Genomic DNA, 14,801 nt, shown 5'->3' on the forward strand with positions numbered 1-14,801 from the left:
CATGACAAAGTCATTTGAATGGGGAAAAATTACGGAAGACCAAAGAAGAGTAATTTCAGCTACACACGACAGTTACCCTGTTGCGGTTGGTAAGATAACGAAAGCTTTCGGTATAGTTTTAAAGAAAGCAACGTTAGAGGGAAACTTAGCTGGTGAAATTAAAGAAGTTGCTGGAACCGTAACAATTCGTGTAAATAGCCATGATGTAAAGGCTAGGCAACGTTATACAATAGCCCATGAAATAGCTCACTTTCTACTCCATAGCCATTTGTTGAAAGATGGAATTCAAGATACGCCTCTGTACCGTTCTCATCTATCAAACAAAATTGAACGTGAAGCAGATGCGCTAGCTGCTGATATTCTTATGCCTATGGATATTGTTCAGGCTCTTATGAAAGAAAACGCTAAAGAGCATAAAGGTGAACGTCTTTATGAAGTTGTAGCGGAGAGTTTAGAAGTATCAAAGACTGCCTTAAAAATTAGACTTGGTGTTGAGTGAAAATCTAATGATAGATAAATCCTATAGCTACCTTCCTATACTAGCTCTAAGCACTGGTGAAATGAGTGCTCTCGAGCAGTTACCAGACAAAGATAAGAATTTGTTATTGCCTATATTTCCGCTAAAGGGATGGGTAGGTTCAAAAACGCTCGGTAAGACAATATCAAGAATTGAGTTGTCTATAGGATCTCGTCCTTGGATTGCTGATATTGACAGTGATTTTGTCTTTAAAAATAGCAAGTACTTAGCTGATCCTGAGGGGCAAAGGCCTGTATTTAAGGAAGTACATAAACTACTCGACCCAAAGAACGGTTATGATAACTGGGTTCAATACATCAAAGAATTAGATGATACCGTTATCCCAACTTTACAAACTTATAACCTTGAACACTTAGAGCAGCAAATTCGTTCGTTATCGGCTTTAAATCGAGGGTTGGTCGTTCGCCTAAAAATCAAAAAAGATGGCGCAGATAAAATTAACACTATCGTCAGAACCCTTAACGCTAGCAAAATTAAAAACTTATTAATATTGTTAGATTTTGAAGATATTAAACGCAGTGATGTACTTCAAAGTGAACAGTATGGCATGCTGGTTTCAAGGCTCAGCAAGTTACTTCCTAATGCTATATTTTCAACCTCTGCATCGTCATTCCCCTCAAGTTTTAGTGGTTCGTATCGAGGTGAATTACCTATATATGAAAGACAGTTACATACGGCCGTTTGCAAATACTGTGAAGGAATTCGAGTTATTTACTCTGACAGAGGAAGCGCGAGGGCAAACAAGACTAATGGTGGTGGTGGTCTTCCCCCTGCAAGAATAGATTACCCTTTGAGAAATGATTGGCGATATGTGCGAAAAGAGTTTCAAGACTCTAGCAATGTAACTGAATTAGAGAAGCACACTCTTTATAAAGAGGCAGCTAAAGAAGTTGTAGGTAGTGATTATTGGAACCCTAACTTACGTTTATGGGGAGTGCAAATGATCGAAAAAACGGTAGAACTTCGTGATAAGTACTGCATAACTTCTGCCAATAGGGCGACTGCTGTTAGGATCAATATACACCTGTATCAACAATTACATTACTCATGTGATTTTGACAATCTTGATACTGAAGAAGAATGGGAAGACTAATCGCCTTCGCAGATCCAAAGAGAACTAACTCAAAGACAATTCAAATAAGTTTTCGTTTAGGTCTTTAAGAATATCTGGCAAATCTCGGCATGTGGACTCTTTCTTGTTAAGAGATAAAGTTGTTAAATCACTATTTTCGACCTTACGATGCTGCACATTATTGAAAAACAGAGTTACCGCACCAGAGTAACGGCGGAAAAGTGCCTTAAATGCAGCCTCTCTAAGCTTAGTTATGGGTAGATTAGACACTACCTTTGATAGCTCGTGTCTGTTCTTTGTTTCATAATTTAAGCCAAAGCCATTAGAAACTTTTATTAAATCAGTGACTCTCATAATATCTATGAAAGTAGACTTTTCTCTTATTTTTACTTTTTTACCACGACGTACGACCTTCAGCCCTTTTTCATTGAATTCCCATAAAGCTACTGATTCTGGTAAATGCGTTAAGGCATGCTCCAAGTGTTTTGTTGCCACAACCACGATAACTTTATCGAATACCTTTAGGTACTCTTTAACTTGGCCATCAAGACGATTTAAAGAATCAAATTCGCTTTTAATTTCAATGCCATAAATTTCATTATTCTTGATGAAAGCTAAGTCAATACGCCTTGAAAATGAGCCATACGTAAATTCGTTAATAACCAAATCTTCAGAGCTAACCATTTGTTTATCAAGCAAATAATTTAAAGTGAATGATTTAATGTCAATTTCTAATCTCATTGTACTCATGGTTACTGTGTTGTTTGTTTATATACTGACATTATACCACAAAGCTATTTTTTTTCTGTAACCTCAATAATTGTTCGAGTTTGGTTATGCCTTGCGCTTTACTCATTATGGGTTATACCTAGTTAAGGTTGTTTTGTAAGTAAAAGGGCAAATGCGCCCTATCTATGAGAAAACTAATAATGTAGATGAAAAAAGAGGCAACCCCAATCTCTGCATAAACGTAGGCTCCATACTTACGCCACAGTGTAATCACGGCGTTGAAACTTACGTGCAATCCATTCTTGAACTTCATTCTCAATCCAGCGAACTGATCGAGAGTTGAGTTTTACTGCTCTGGGAAAACATCCATCGCTCATCCATTTGTAGATCGTTGAACGAGCTAATCCAGTAATCATTAGCACTTCATGCAATAGCATCAAGCGGTAAGCTGGTGGTGTTGTCGTTATAGTCTCTTTTGTATTCATAACACTAACTCCCTAAAGTCATTATCAATATCATCTTGTGTCACGCCAATGTACCGTAGCGTTACACCTTCTGAACTATGGCGAAGCATCCGCATCACCCGTGCAATATCTTTGGTGCTTTTGTAGAGGTGGTAGCCTCTGGTCTTTCGCATTGAGTGAGTCCCAAGTGGAAAACTAATCTCTTCACCAATCGATGAGAACGCCTGGCTAACCGCTCGACGACTCAATGGGCTGGCAGCTTTGTTTATCGCTTGCTGATTTCGATAGGACTGAAATAGATAGATGTGGTGTGGATTCTCCTTTTTAATGCGGAGGATGATTTCTAAGCTTCTTGGGTTTAATGCAATCTGGGCTACTTTGCCCGTTTTAGATTCACGGATGGTTAAACGATCTTCTTCGATGTCACTGAACTTAATCGCCAGTAAATCAGAAATTCTCAAAGCGAGATTGATACCGACATTCCAGATGTCTGACATTTGCTTACTATGCCGTATTTCTAATAAGTGGCTGATGAGCTGGATAGTGTCGCGGTTTTTCACCGCTTGAACTTCTGCCATAACGCAGCTTCCTTTTTTCGATGAAAATGATGATTAGAGGAACTTCAAAGCAAGCCAGAAACGAAAAGCCTTGTTCCATAAGGGATGGCAAGTTCCCAAATTGCTAAAATGGGAACTTGGATGCTTTTCAGCTCTTGGTGACTTTGATTTGGTCAAACACACCATCAGATAGATATTCCAAAAAGTTACCTTCCCAAGTTCGATAGAAAGATTTCACTTCTCGATGTGCTAGAGCGCAAGGTGTTAAAAACATCTGCCTGAATATGTTGCTCTCAATATTGAAATCAAGCTCGATGGTTAGCTCTGGATAGACACCTCCAGAATAGGCAAAGTCGGTGATGTAACAGAGTCGCCACTTATCACCTTCATTGCGGATCATGATTTCTACTGGATGATACCCACCAGCTTCAGCGTTATAGCTCGTGTCACGAAAGTTAATGGTTAAGGTATCTGAATAGTAATCAAGACTCGCTTCCTGAATCTGCTTAGTGATTGCGTTGTGAAAGCGAGTAGAGATAGGCAGTACACAAGAGTGAAACTGCATCGTTTGAATTTTGGTTACGGCTGGCATGGTGTGCCTCCTTGGTTGATGGTTATGCGATAGATGATTTAGTAGGAGTGTCGACATTGACGAGTGTTGCTTGGATACCCTCAAAGGAGCATTGTTGAATTTGCTTGAGGAAAGACCGTTCATAGCTTTGATATAGACTGGTTACTTGTGGCTGGTGGAGTTCGCAACATTCAATGTCCGGTTGATAGAACCACCCACGTAAAAAATTGAAGTAGAGCTCGACCTCCAGCTTTTCGGTTTGCTCATCTGGGTAAGCAAAGCTAGTGACAAAGACGATGCTCCAATGAGTGTTATCTGATTGGTTTGTCGATCTATTGAGTTGGATCTCGACAGGATGAAAACCACTACGATCTTGGTAGTAGCTCGACACTCGAAAGCTAAGGGCGATCCGTGATGCAAAGGTAGGGACATCTAATTGCTCAACAAGAGCATTAAGGTATTCCACCAGCAGTCGATGCGGTGTGGTTTGGCTCATAGCAAACCTCGCTCAGCAAAAGACACACATTGCTCACCAACGACGACATGGTCCAACACTCGGATATCAACCAATGCTAAAGCATCAGAGAGACGTTGAGTGATTCTACGATCTGCTTGTGATGGCTCAGGTAATCCAGATGGATGATTATGACCAAAGATAACCGCCGCCGAGTTCTGCATTAATCCTTCCTTGACGACTTCCCTTGGATAAACGCTAGCAGCATCGATAGTGCCAAAGAACATCTCTTTGTATTCAATCAACTGGTTTTGATTATCAAGAAACATCACGGCAAACACTTCTCTGTCGTAATGCGCCAGTTTCATCTGTAGATATTGCTTAGTGTTTTCTGGACTGGTGAATGAGCCTGAACGGGCATACTTGGCTGCGAGCATAGTTGCTGCGGTCTCTAGAATTTGACGAAGCTCTGTAGGCTCGCTTGGCGTGTAATGACTTGAATGCATGTACTTTCCTTCTGTGCGTTAAAGGTATGTGCATCCAAGTAATATATGGCTAAAAAATAATGGAATCCTTCCCCATAGAAGCAGCCCAACTACGTTGAGCCGCTTTAGGTTATGGGCGCTGTTTATCTTGTTGTTTAGCCCAATTGTAACCGCTCACAACGCCATAGATGAACAACTCTATTATTGTCTTAGTAGGTTGGTGGGGATTCACCATTCGACTCCTTGTTGATGTGGTACAAGCCTACGCCAACGATAAAGCCAGCAATGAACACAAACGGCATAAAAGCCTCCTGCTTAGTTTGATTTAAGAAACGAGCATAAATGGAAGCCTGCGACTAGCTGGCTTCAGAGAGGTAATGTGTGGCTGAAAAAAGTTAGAGTGTGGTGAATTACGCAGTGGAGTAATTAACTGCACATTCTCGTTATCTCATGAGTTGAACTAACCGGAATTCATCATGAGATTAATCAAACTAAAAGAAGTAATGACCTTAACTAGCCTCGCACGTTCTACCATCTACAAGTACATGAACGAAGGGCAGTTTCCTAAAGCTGTTTCACTAGGCTGTCGTTCAGTAGCATGGGTAGAAGATGAAGTGACAGACTGGGTGTTAGAGCGAATTGGTGAGCGAGATAGCACTGAGTAAAACATAATATAGAAGGAGGCTGTAATGGCTTCCTTCTATGCCCCTTTTTGTTAGGTTAGATTGCAATTTTTTAGAACAAACAGTTAAGCCAAGAGCCTCTGGGAAATGTGACAACACACATTTATGTTGGTGATTCTGATATTAATTACAATTAGTCATCACTTTTTTAGGCTGCTAGCTATGCAATAAGTTGATATAAATCATCAAATCAAGATCTTGAACAGCTACAACGGGAAAACATGTGGCAAACTAATCTGTGCATTTTAAAATTACTATCTAAATTGAGGATATTGTTCAATGGAAGAGAGGTCACTGAGATCTCATGTACTGGATTTAATAGGAAGCTTTTTATACCAAGAAAACTTCCCAAGTTATCCATATTTACGAGAAGGAATTCTGGATTTAATTGACTCAACATCTTCATACCGAGAGGAGGGTGAAGAGCTATATCCAGAAATATTCATCACAGATAAGATTGAATCGGTTCTTGAAACCTTACCTTTTTGCAAAAATGTCGAGATTGATAGCCAACCTGCAACGGTAGAAGCGTTCTCAAACGCACTTAAATTATGTGCACCTCTATCTAGAGACGGCTGGGTTATTTATATAAATGTTGACGTAGAACGTATTAGTTATGGGGTGGTTTCATCTGAAATATCGGAACTGAGTCCAACATTTAGAACTCAAGCCGTAGGTGAACTCAGTCAAAATGGTGATGACTACAGCATTGCTTACCTACAAAACGTAGGTAATAAGACGGTATTACTTAAAGGTTCTGAAGCTAGCGCTCTAATATGTCTAACGTTGAATAGTAAAGGTTCAGCTCATGGACATGAACTGGAGAAGTTGTGTTCATCAATTACACAAGATGTAAATGAACACTATCGCGATGTATCTAATGCATATTTCGAAAAGTTAATTGGCAAAGCTCTAATTGTTGGACATGGCAATTTAATAGGGGTTGTCAAAGACACTGAAGAAAAAATAGCGGCTCTGAAATTGAGACATAACGATGGTATATATCTCTCAAAACCCATTGATATGTATGAATTATTATGCTCATCTGAAGAAGAAAAAACTAGAGAGGCATGTACTTCTAATCGACTTTACAGTTCTTTACTTGAGTCAATGCTTAATCATGACGGAATGACTGTATTAACAACCTCTGGCAAAGTCATGGGGTATCATGTGTTTGTGAAACCTCAAGGTAACGAAGAAAACGGCCTTATAGGTGGCGCAAGAACAAGAGCTTTTGAAATTATGAAGCGCAGTGAATGCTTTGAGTGTTGCTTCTATAAATCACAAGATGGAAACGAGAAAATTTGGAGTATTAGTGATGCCCAGTAAAGAACTCGTATGGGCTGGCCCGACAGGTACATTGATACCGGCTAGTTGCTCAGAACCTCAAGAAATTGTCTTATATGCCAATGGACTGAATGAAAAACAAAAAAAAGATATTGCGCGAGCTTTTGAACATGAAGCTTACGACATGGGTGCTGAATACACATGGCGTAGATCAATGGTCAAGTTAAAGTCGACTTTAAAGACTTTAGGCATGGGCTTTATCGGAGAGATGCTCAATGATAACGATATTGATGAATATAGTAATATTGATATCGTTCTAAATGACTATAGTGCTATTAGCCTTGCAGAGCAGCTTGGGGCAATAAACAGTACAGGCGCGCTAAAGTTAAGGCATGCTTTGGAAATGATAAGTCACTACTTATCTGATGAAGCTGAAAAAAATAATGAGGAGCTCTCAAAGATCGATGCTTCTGCTCTAGTCAATTCTTGTGTTCAATATGTATTGGGTGAAACTGATATATCAATAGCCATAGAGTTTTCGGAGTTAAGAAATCGTCTTTTTTCTGAAACGTTAACGTTAACTGACCCTCAGATTGAGCAACTATTAGATTCGCCTCAGTTCTATATAAAAACGGTTGTGTCGGTATTGCTTTCAGGTATCAAAAATGAGCAAGGTGCGGCTCAAGAACATGCTGTGGGAAATCTGGGTGTTCTAATTCAACCAATTTGGACCCACATACCTGAAAAGGACAAATGGCAAATAGGCAATGCTTATCGAGACGCCACTGCGGCGGGTGATATTTCCGCAACAAAAGGGCTAAAAAACGCTCTTCTTAAAGTAAAGGGATTTGATTATGTTCCTGAGAACTTAAGATCATCGACCTTTAAGAAAGCAGCTAAGTCTTTACTCGATGCTCATTTTTCTATGAATAATTTCTATACTGAAGCGCCATTAGTTGCCAATTTATCAAAACTGGGTAGCTCAATACCAGCACCAGCATTCATTGATTGTGTGCAAGCTTATCTGTGTGTTTACTTAGGTAATTCTTATGGTGTCTCCAATGCGGCATTCCCTACAGCTAAAGCAGAATTATTGAAAATTCCAGAAGATAGGTGGAGATACTACTTTGATAAAGTCCTCACTAGTGACGAAGTCATTTTGGCTAAATTATTTAGTGACAAACCTAAAAACAAGTTCAAAGCCTTAATACGTGATCATTTGACGTTTCTTGTTGAGAGCGAAAACTTAAACACAGATGTCTTAAAGTTAGTTCAAGCTTTGAATGAGGGAGATGATAGACGAATTCAGGCTATTTCTCGCAAACTGTATGACAAGATCCGAGGGTAAGAACTCGATTATCAGCCGGAAAACAATCAATGATGTTAACTTTTTAGAACTAATCAGTTAATTGTTTTCCGGTAAGTAGCATGCAAAAAATGAGCTCTAACTGTGAAAAAAGAACAAAGTTACAATAACTTATACAAGAAAATCGATGCTACTTCTAAAACTCGTTTTCATGCATCAAGACGCCTCAAAGGGCATTCGAAGCTATCTACATACTCAGTAGTAATGATATCGCTTACATTAATTTTAATATCATTAATGCAGGCATACGAACTTGGAAGCAACATCAACAGTGAACTAGTTGGATTAATACAAGTTTTTTCTTCTATTTCAGTCTTAGTTTATTCACTACTAATTGACAAAAATGATTACTCTAATCTTGCTGAAAAGATGTACTCATGTGCAGCTCAGTTAGGAGAACTCAAACAAGAAATTTATCCTATGTTGGATAAAAAGTTTGAAGAGAATGAGTACCAAAAATACCGAATTGAATATAACCGTATATTGAAACTGTATGAGACTCACTCAACAAATGATTTCCGGGCAGATTATCTTCGAGCAAAGCTCGATATGCCAGAACATTACCCTATGAGTTGGTTTGAAAACAAAAAAATGAAATTCAATGTTATTTGGGCATTGATATTAAACCATCTTTCTTATATCACCTTAATTTTAATATTAGGGTACGTAGTTTGCTGGTTATGGTTCGGTAACCCATAATGCTATCTCCCTGAACATATCACTTATGAGATTTGTTCAGGGAGCAAGAGCTCCCTGACATGCCGCCAATTTAAACATAGCTACTTAGTACATTCGTACCATCCATCACCACTGCTACACTCATACTTGAACGTCCCATTAGGGTAGGAAACAAATCGATAGTGCATTGCCATCTCGCCATTGGGCATTTCAGCCGGCGTATTAGTTCGATGCTCAGACACATTGTTCTCTCCTTCCTTGTAGCGTCTCGTATGCTCCCACCAATCAGCTCCTAAAGAATCTTGAACACCATAAACTTGTGGTAGTACCGCGATATCAGCATTGAAGGCATCAACGTTGATACTCTCCACATCAGTACTGAAGCCTAACCAATGCGCGTACTCGCTTGGCACCGTATTCCACTTGTAGCGGCTCCCTTCTTCATCGTATACACCACTCACTCTCGCAGTAGAAAGCGTCATGTTTTGGCTATCAGCTGTATCACTCAAACTAACCTCATTACACTCCAGCTCACTAAGATCGTAGAACGATGACTTGTTCTCCATACCGTATTGGTTGTCAGTGTCAGCCACCTTTGAAAGTAAGGTTTCTGACTTACTGCAAATGTAATCGTCAAAGCTTGGATCTGAGCTCATGTTACGGTATTCATTCACATAACCCACCGTACCAAAATCAGTGACACTGTCTTCTTGTAGGTAGTTTCGAATCAAACGTTCGGGTAGCCAGTTATCATCTACCGCATAGACAGATTCAGACCAGAAGCTACCTTGACGTATGGAAATTAATTTGTACCACAACTGTTCATCATCTTGGCGTTGCCAGTCCGTTGGATCGTTAAGGTAGTGAGCCACGTTGATATGTGCATATGGGTACTGAAGCGACAATTCATAGGTCTCTTCAAATGAAAGTTGAATGGATGCCATAAGCTGCTCAGCAATATCGTAGACCGCACTGTTACCATCCGCTATGTAATCACTCCACAGCTCTTCCTCTGAGATATTGAAATGCCAAACTAAATCACCCGCTACGTTACGCATGGCGTCTTTTATGGCATTGCGGACTGGTTCATTGTCTTTCACTAATCCACAGCTATATGTAGCTCCTTGCTCTCTTTCAACCGTCTGTTTCGCTGACTCCCACAACATTGTGGTGAGTGGCGTAATGTTAACGGAGCCATTCGCTACCTCTTCAGGCAACGTGAACGCTGGTGGCAGGTTAAGTACATAAGCTTGAGTCACTTCCCCTAAGTCTTCATCAATAGCTCCGACAGGCACATCTACGATCACTGGGACGTATTCAAGACAGGCTTGTTGCTCTTCTGTGATGTCACCTTCAATAGTGAACACACCACCAGCCTCAGTGATAGCCAATGGTTCATCAGGATCGACAACACCATTTGAATTAAAATCATAATGAACAGTGGCACCAACGATATAGCCATCAATAGCACGACCGGATAACAATGTAGTGTTCGATGGTTGTGAAGGCTCAGATGAGCCACCACCGCAACCAGCAAGGGTTGCACTAGCAATAAGCGCAGAAACTAACGTCTTTTTCATAGGAAATTCCTTTTTATTAATAGATTGGTTTGCAGGGATGCATAGAAAACAAAAGCGGCTTACTTTCGTAAACCGCTATGGTGGGTATTAAACGTGTGGTACTAGCAAGCACATCGGCATGGAGGCATATCGCAAATGTCACAGGTTGAACTGTGGCTACCTCCGCAATATTCGCAGCTAAATGAAGCTAGGCAACGGTACTTGTTAAGTAATGGTCGAATCGCTTTAATGGTCATGAACTTCTCTCCCCGTCTATGTCGTAGTGGATCACATAGAAAGACGGCAACCCTATGTGGCATCCCTGTTTGTTGTCAGGTTATCAATAGGTTGGGCATCTGATGTCGCATGGGGTAGCACTAAGTGAGACCGCTATCGCTATTTAGAGAAGCGCTTTGAAATCGTGTGCTTTTAGCTGATGGCTGTGTAGGTTGTTGTTCTACAAAGGTGAGGTGGTTTTTATGTGCTTCTACCCACGCGACTAATGGAGGTGTATTAGAAACCGTAGCAGTAACGTGTAGATACGTATCGTATTCGGAAATGCGTTGATCGTTGGAAAGTGGTGTCCGGTAGAGATGTTCACCAACTTGTTTAGTAATAGTGAATTTGAGTGTATAACGCTCATGCTCTGTATTGGTGTATCCCGATACTGAGTGCTGCAAGTCAAAGTCTTGTGGGTAAGCAAACGTGAAGGTTGATAATGTGACTTTGTGAATCTGGCTGACATCAACAAAAGTAGTGTCTTTATCTCCCTTCTGGCGGTACACCAATATCAATGTATTGCTTTGCTGTGAAAGGCCTAATGGCATGACATCTTTTCTGTGTTGCCCTCCTTCAGAGTAATAGTGCAAGCTTAACCAACGATTGAGATAGAGCCCTTGACTGATCGTAGAGTAAATGTCTGGGTTGATATTTTCACTTAGTTGGTAAGCATTTTGAAATATAACCTTTCTCAGCCATTGGGATTCTTTCGATTCCTGACCGAGAGATTTCAAATGGTAAATGGCGTCTTCAAATAAGCTATGGAAAGTATGGGTTACATTGGACGGGATTAAAAAATGAATGTGAGACTCAACCAGACACAACAATAGTGCTTCTTGAGTACCGGAGCCAACAAGAGATTTAGTTTGCTTTCGCTGGTATCCATAAGGTTTATCACGGGTATCTCGGTCAATATCAAAATACTCAAGTAACACATCAAGGTTACGTTGAATCGTTCGAATATCTCTATCAATGCCTATCTCCTGAAGCTGTGCCTTGAGCTCAGAAGCCGTGACTTTATGCCAATACGGTATGCGCTTGTATAGCTCAAGCGCTAGCACCATATGCTGGCGAGTGCTCACATGAGTAGATTTACTCATCATGCGCACCTTTAGCGAAGCGGATCAAAATAGAGGTGACGGTATAACGATCTTGGAACAAGTCACTCTCACTCGGTTGATAGCAAGAGACGAAGCTCTTCACGCTAGGCTTTAAGGTGAGTTGATTGTATGAGTAGCTTGGGCATCTGGTGTCGGATGAAAGCGTACAATTGAAATTAATTGAATAATCGAGGTGGGCATGATGAACTCCTATGTTGGTGTATACATAGGAGTAATATGTGTGTGAAATATATTAGATTGACGAACTCAACCCCATTGAGAATGAGAATTGTTTTAGTTGCGAGTGGGTTAACACAATTTTATATTGATGAAATTTAAATAATTGCTCTTGAGTAAAAACTGAGTCGCTTTAAATGATAACTGATTAATGCAACCCTTTAAGTAACCCTTTATGAATATTGATTTGTATAATTCCTTTTAAATCAGTTTAATATGTTTGTTTTTTTAGTCCGCCTACCGTACCATATTTAAATGACAAAGCCTCGACGAAAGTCGGGGCTTTGTTGTATCTGGGATATAGGAAGCGTTGCCTTCGCGGTGGCGGCAGGAATGCCTGTCCAATCAGTCCGCCTACCGGTACCAAACATAGAAAGGTCGCTTTGGGCGTTTGTGAATTTTAAATCCAGCGTGTCGGCTTGGATGCAAGCCCAGTCAAGTCACCTACCGGCACCATATTTAAATGACAAAGCCTAGATGAAAATCGGGGCTTTGTTGTGGGGTATAGGAAGCATTGCCTTCACGGTGGCGGCAAGAATGCCTGTCCAATCAGTCCGCCTATCGGTACCAAACATAGAAAGGTCGCTTTTATAGCGACCTTTCTATGTTTTGGACGTATGTGAATTTGAAATCCGGCGTGTCGTTGCAGTTGCTCTTCAATCAGACAGATCTTGATGTTTCACTCCTAAATCTCATAATTTCCCTTCGCTATTCGATCTGATAATGAATTAATTATCTTAAATCATGATGTTACCTGTCATTCTCTTTTCTATTGTCTATGTTTAAAGGACTAACAGAGGAGATAGATATGCTGACAGTAACCCCTTACTTGTTTTTTGATGGTCGTTGTAATGAAGCGTTGGATTTTTATCACAAGTGCTTTGGTGGTGTGGTTTTATCTAAGCAGCTTTTTAGTGATGCACCACAGGTAATCGAGGGCGCTCAACCTGATTGGGTTATGCATGCTGAGTTCGAAGCGTTTGGTATGAAGTTGATGATGTCTGATGGTGTTAAGGCAAAAGAACTTGAAGGCAACAATCTCGCTCTCTCTCTTGTGACTGAAGATAGCGCGACTCAAGAACAAATCTTTGAAAAGCTCAAGAAGGGAGGGCGGATAATGACTCCACTCGCAGATACTTTTTGGGGGGCTCGATTTGGCAAAGTAGAAGATAAATTCGGTATACGCTGGATGGTGCACTGCGACTCTTTAAGTTGAGCCTGTGAAATTGGATAGTGAAATTGCTGCTTGGTTTTATTAGAATTATAAATAGAGATTAATCATCAATATTATATATAAAAATGGGCAGCATAAAGATTACCGTAGATCGCATTCAGCCCGGTCTGCATATACGACTCCCCGTAAAATGGAATGAACACCCATTTTTATTCAACAGCTTTAAAATCAAAGATGACGCTCAAGTAAAAGTAATTCGACATCTTGGGATTAAGCACGTCTATATAAACCTGAGTCAAAGTGATACCTCACCTTTACCTGTTAATCACGTAGGTGAACAAGAAGTCGATATTGATTCACAGGTAAGTCTTGAAACGGAAAGAATGTGGAAAGAAAAGCATGAGCGTATCGAAACCCTTAGCTCTTACCGCCGTAGGGTAAGCCATTGCGAGAAAGAGTTTGAACGCTCGCTTGCTCGAATGCGATCTGTGATGACCAAGATCCGTAACAGACCTTTAGATGCGGTAGGGGAGGTTAAGGCTCTTGTTGATGATATCGTTGAAACTCTAGTGAGCGATGATAACGTCACCTTGCACCTTATGAATGCTAAAGCAGATTTCGAAGATATTTACTTTCATACTCTAAATGTTTCGGTTGTTGCACTGATGATAGGAAAGGCCAAAGGCTATAACACACAGCAATTGAAAGACCTCTCATTCGCAGCGTTGTTTCACGATGTAGGCAAGATCAAAATACCAGTCGCGATACTAAGAAAGCAGAGTGCACTAACGGTGCCAGAAGAGAACTACCTGAAGCTTCATACTAAATACGGTGCGGATATTGTATCGGCAATTGATGACTTTCCTGAAAGTGCTAAAAAGGTGATCGCTCAACATCATGAGATGAATGATGGTTCTGGCTACCCCGAGGGCTTAAAAGAACATGAGATTGATGAATTTGCCAAGATAGTCGCCGTGGCTAATGCATTTGATAACCTTTGCCATGGTAAAACGCAATCTCAACAAATGATCCCGTATTTGGCACTGTCCCACCTATATAAGAGCTGCAAGCATCTATATAGCCAAGATAACTTGGGGCTGTTAGTTAAGTTCATGGGAGTCTATCCACCAGGAACTGTAGTACAGCTTTCAAATGACTCGATTGGGATTGTGATATCCGTTAACGCTAAACATATGCTTTATCCAAATGTACTTATCTATGATCCTAGCGTGCCAAGAACCCAAGCTCCGATCATTGACCTCTTTATTAAAGAGATCAAAATCGTTAATGCCGTTCATCCAAGCAAATTACCTGAACAAGTTCGAGAGTATCTAAACCCTAGGGCTCGTTTATCTTACTTTTTTGATAGTGGAGAGTAGTTATCCACAGGTCGTTGTGGGTAATTTGTTCGAAACTTGGGGTGAAAGTGGTATAAATAAGCCCTTGGTTGAAATGTCTTCGCTTAACCTCTTTTTTTAATAAAAAACGCATTTATTGCTTGCCAATATGAGCTGCATCTCTATAATGCCGCCTCACTGACACGGCAGACGCCACAAGGCTTCAGCGAG

16 protein-coding genes are annotated in these 14,801 nt (G+C 40.5%); 8 read left to right on the forward strand and 8 right to left on the reverse strand.

The genetic code is table 11. The features are described from left to right. Nucleotide 1 precedes the first annotated feature (1 nt). Both A6D97_RS10620 and A6D97_RS10625 read left to right on the forward strand, forming a co-directional pair. Nucleotides 2–499, forward strand: a complete 498-nt coding sequence (locus A6D97_RS10620; RefSeq protein WP_065584330.1) for an ImmA/IrrE family metallo-endopeptidase — start codon at nt 2–4, stop codon at nt 497–499. 7 nt (nt 500–506) lie between these two features. Further along, entirely contained in the window at nt 507–1,631 is a 1,125-nt protein-coding gene (locus A6D97_RS10625; protein WP_065584331.1) for a protein beta, read from the forward strand. 24 nt (nt 1,632–1,655) lie between these two features. Here the strand turns inward: A6D97_RS10625 and A6D97_RS10630 are convergent, their stop codons facing one another. From A6D97_RS10630 to radC, 6 genes are all read right to left on the reverse strand, one after another. Further along, the gene (locus A6D97_RS10630) at nt 1,656–2,351 is read right to left on the reverse strand and encodes a sce7726 family protein (RefSeq protein ID WP_065584332.1); all 696 of its coding nucleotides are present in this window, start codon (nt 2,349–2,351) and stop codon (nt 1,656–1,658) included. A 242-nt stretch (nt 2,352–2,593) separates the two neighbouring features. Then, entirely contained in the window at nt 2,594–2,824 is a 231-nt protein-coding gene (locus A6D97_RS10635) for an AlpA family transcriptional regulator (RefSeq protein ID WP_065584333.1), read from the reverse strand. Further along, nucleotides 2,821–3,381 carry a tyrosine-type recombinase/integrase gene (locus A6D97_RS10640; protein ID WP_050712492.1) on the reverse strand — a complete coding sequence of 187 codons (561 nt, stop codon included), beginning with the start codon at nt 3,379–3,381 and terminating at the stop codon, nt 2,821–2,823. Before A6D97_RS10640 ends, A6D97_RS10635 begins: the two co-directional genes overlap by 4 nt. 127 nt (nt 3,382–3,508) lie before the next feature. Continuing rightward, nucleotides 3,509–3,952 carry a DUF2787 family protein gene (locus A6D97_RS10645; protein ID WP_065584334.1) on the reverse strand — a complete coding sequence of 148 codons (444 nt, stop codon included), beginning with the start codon at nt 3,950–3,952 and terminating at the stop codon, nt 3,509–3,511. Between the two features lie 22 nt (nt 3,953–3,974). Further along, nucleotides 3,975–4,427, reverse strand: a complete 453-nt coding sequence (locus A6D97_RS10650; protein ID WP_065584335.1) for a DUF2787 family protein — start codon at nt 4,425–4,427, stop codon at nt 3,975–3,977. Beyond that, a complete protein-coding gene (gene radC / locus A6D97_RS10655; RefSeq protein WP_065584336.1) occupies nt 4,424–4,891 on the reverse strand; it encodes a DNA repair protein RadC in 468 nt (155 codons plus the stop codon). Before radC ends, A6D97_RS10650 begins: the two co-directional genes overlap by 4 nt. 455 nt (nt 4,892–5,346) lie before the next feature. On the opposite strand from radC, the gene A6D97_RS10660 reads away from it, so the two are divergent. From A6D97_RS10660 to A6D97_RS10675, 4 genes are all read left to right on the forward strand, one after another. Continuing rightward, nucleotides 5,347–5,535: an AlpA family transcriptional regulator gene (locus A6D97_RS10660; protein ID WP_065584337.1), complete on the forward strand. Its 189-nt coding sequence runs from the start codon at nt 5,347–5,349 to the stop codon at nt 5,533–5,535. Between the two features lie 297 nt (nt 5,536–5,832). Beyond that, a complete protein-coding gene (locus A6D97_RS10665) occupies nt 5,833–6,882 on the forward strand; it encodes a hypothetical protein (RefSeq protein ID WP_065584338.1) in 1,050 nt (349 codons plus the stop codon). Beyond that, on the forward strand, nt 6,872–8,188 hold the full coding sequence (locus A6D97_RS10670) for a hypothetical protein (RefSeq protein WP_065584339.1): 1,317 nt from the start codon (nt 6,872–6,874) through the stop codon (nt 8,186–8,188). The genes A6D97_RS10665 and A6D97_RS10670 overlap by 11 nt, the downstream gene beginning before the upstream one ends. Nucleotides 8,189–8,290: 102 nt before the next feature. Next, nucleotides 8,291–8,905 (forward strand): SLATT domain-containing protein, encoded by a 615-nt coding sequence (locus A6D97_RS10675; protein WP_065584340.1) that lies wholly within the window; start codon nt 8,291–8,293, stop codon nt 8,903–8,905. Nucleotides 8,906–8,985: 80 nt separating this feature from the next. Here the strand turns inward: A6D97_RS10675 and A6D97_RS10680 are convergent, their stop codons facing one another. Both A6D97_RS10680 and A6D97_RS10685 read right to left on the reverse strand, forming a co-directional pair. Continuing rightward, nucleotides 8,986–10,464 carry a hypothetical protein gene (locus A6D97_RS10680; protein WP_065584341.1) on the reverse strand — a complete coding sequence of 493 codons (1,479 nt, stop codon included), beginning with the start codon at nt 10,462–10,464 and terminating at the stop codon, nt 8,986–8,988. Nucleotides 10,465–10,820: 356 nt separating this feature from the next. Beyond that, nucleotides 10,821–11,822 carry a WYL domain-containing protein gene (locus tag A6D97_RS10685; protein ID WP_065584342.1) on the reverse strand — a complete coding sequence of 334 codons (1,002 nt, stop codon included), beginning with the start codon at nt 11,820–11,822 and terminating at the stop codon, nt 10,821–10,823. A gap of 1,045 nt (nt 11,823–12,867) precedes the next feature. On the opposite strand from A6D97_RS10685, the gene A6D97_RS10690 reads away from it, so the two are divergent. Then, nucleotides 12,868–13,275 (forward strand): VOC family protein, encoded by a 408-nt coding sequence (locus tag A6D97_RS10690; protein ID WP_017058940.1) that lies wholly within the window; start codon nt 12,868–12,870, stop codon nt 13,273–13,275. An 83-nt stretch (nt 13,276–13,358) separates the two neighbouring features. Then, nucleotides 13,359–14,612 (forward strand): HD-GYP domain-containing protein, encoded by a 1,254-nt coding sequence (locus A6D97_RS10695; RefSeq protein WP_065584343.1) that lies wholly within the window; start codon nt 13,359–13,361, stop codon nt 14,610–14,612. Nucleotides 14,613–14,801 lie beyond the last annotated feature (189 nt).

It is taken from the genome of Vibrio sp. ZF57 (assembly GCF_001691235.1).
Taxonomy (GTDB): Bacteria; Pseudomonadota; Gammaproteobacteria; order Enterobacterales; family Vibrionaceae; genus Vibrio; species Vibrio crassostreae_C.

Excerpts from the sequence above, each read along its gene's own strand:
- A6D97_RS10660 (WP_065584337.1), top strand. The coding sequence starts at position 5,347 with ATGAGATTAATCAAACTAAAAGAAGTAATGACCTTAACTAGCCTCGCA.
- A6D97_RS10695 (WP_065584343.1), top strand. The coding sequence starts at position 13,359 with ATGGGCAGCATAAAGATTACCGTAGATCGCATTCAGCCCGGTCTGCAT.
- A6D97_RS10685 (WP_065584342.1), bottom strand. The coding sequence starts at position 11,822 with ATGAGTAAATCTACTCATGTGAGCACTCGCCAGCATATGGTGCTAGCG.
- A6D97_RS10690 (WP_017058940.1), top strand. The coding sequence starts at position 12,868 with ATGCTGACAGTAACCCCTTACTTGTTTTTTGATGGTCGTTGTAATGAA.
- A6D97_RS10665 (WP_065584338.1), top strand. The coding sequence starts at position 5,833 with ATGGAAGAGAGGTCACTGAGATCTCATGTACTGGATTTAATAGGAAGC.
- A6D97_RS10630 (WP_065584332.1), bottom strand. The coding sequence starts at position 2,351 with ATGAGATTAGAAATTGACATTAAATCATTCACTTTAAATTATTTGCTT.
- A6D97_RS10625 (WP_065584331.1), top strand. The coding sequence starts at position 507 with ATGATAGATAAATCCTATAGCTACCTTCCTATACTAGCTCTAAGCACT.
- A6D97_RS10650 (WP_065584335.1), bottom strand. The coding sequence starts at position 4,427 with ATGAGCCAAACCACACCGCATCGACTGCTGGTGGAATACCTTAATGCT.
- A6D97_RS10645 (WP_065584334.1), bottom strand. The coding sequence starts at position 3,952 with ATGCCAGCCGTAACCAAAATTCAAACGATGCAGTTTCACTCTTGTGTA.
- A6D97_RS10635 (WP_065584333.1), bottom strand. The coding sequence starts at position 2,824 with ATGAATACAAAAGAGACTATAACGACAACACCACCAGCTTACCGCTTG.
- A6D97_RS10670 (WP_065584339.1), top strand. The coding sequence starts at position 6,872 with ATGCCCAGTAAAGAACTCGTATGGGCTGGCCCGACAGGTACATTGATA.
- radC (WP_065584336.1), bottom strand. The coding sequence starts at position 4,891 with ATGCATTCAAGTCATTACACGCCAAGCGAGCCTACAGAGCTTCGTCAA.
- A6D97_RS10640 (WP_050712492.1), bottom strand. The coding sequence starts at position 3,381 with ATGGCAGAAGTTCAAGCGGTGAAAAACCGCGACACTATCCAGCTCATC.
- A6D97_RS10680 (WP_065584341.1), bottom strand. The coding sequence starts at position 10,464 with ATGAAAAAGACGTTAGTTTCTGCGCTTATTGCTAGTGCAACCCTTGCT.
- A6D97_RS10620 (WP_065584330.1), top strand. The coding sequence starts at position 2 with ATGACAAAGTCATTTGAATGGGGAAAAATTACGGAAGACCAAAGAAGA.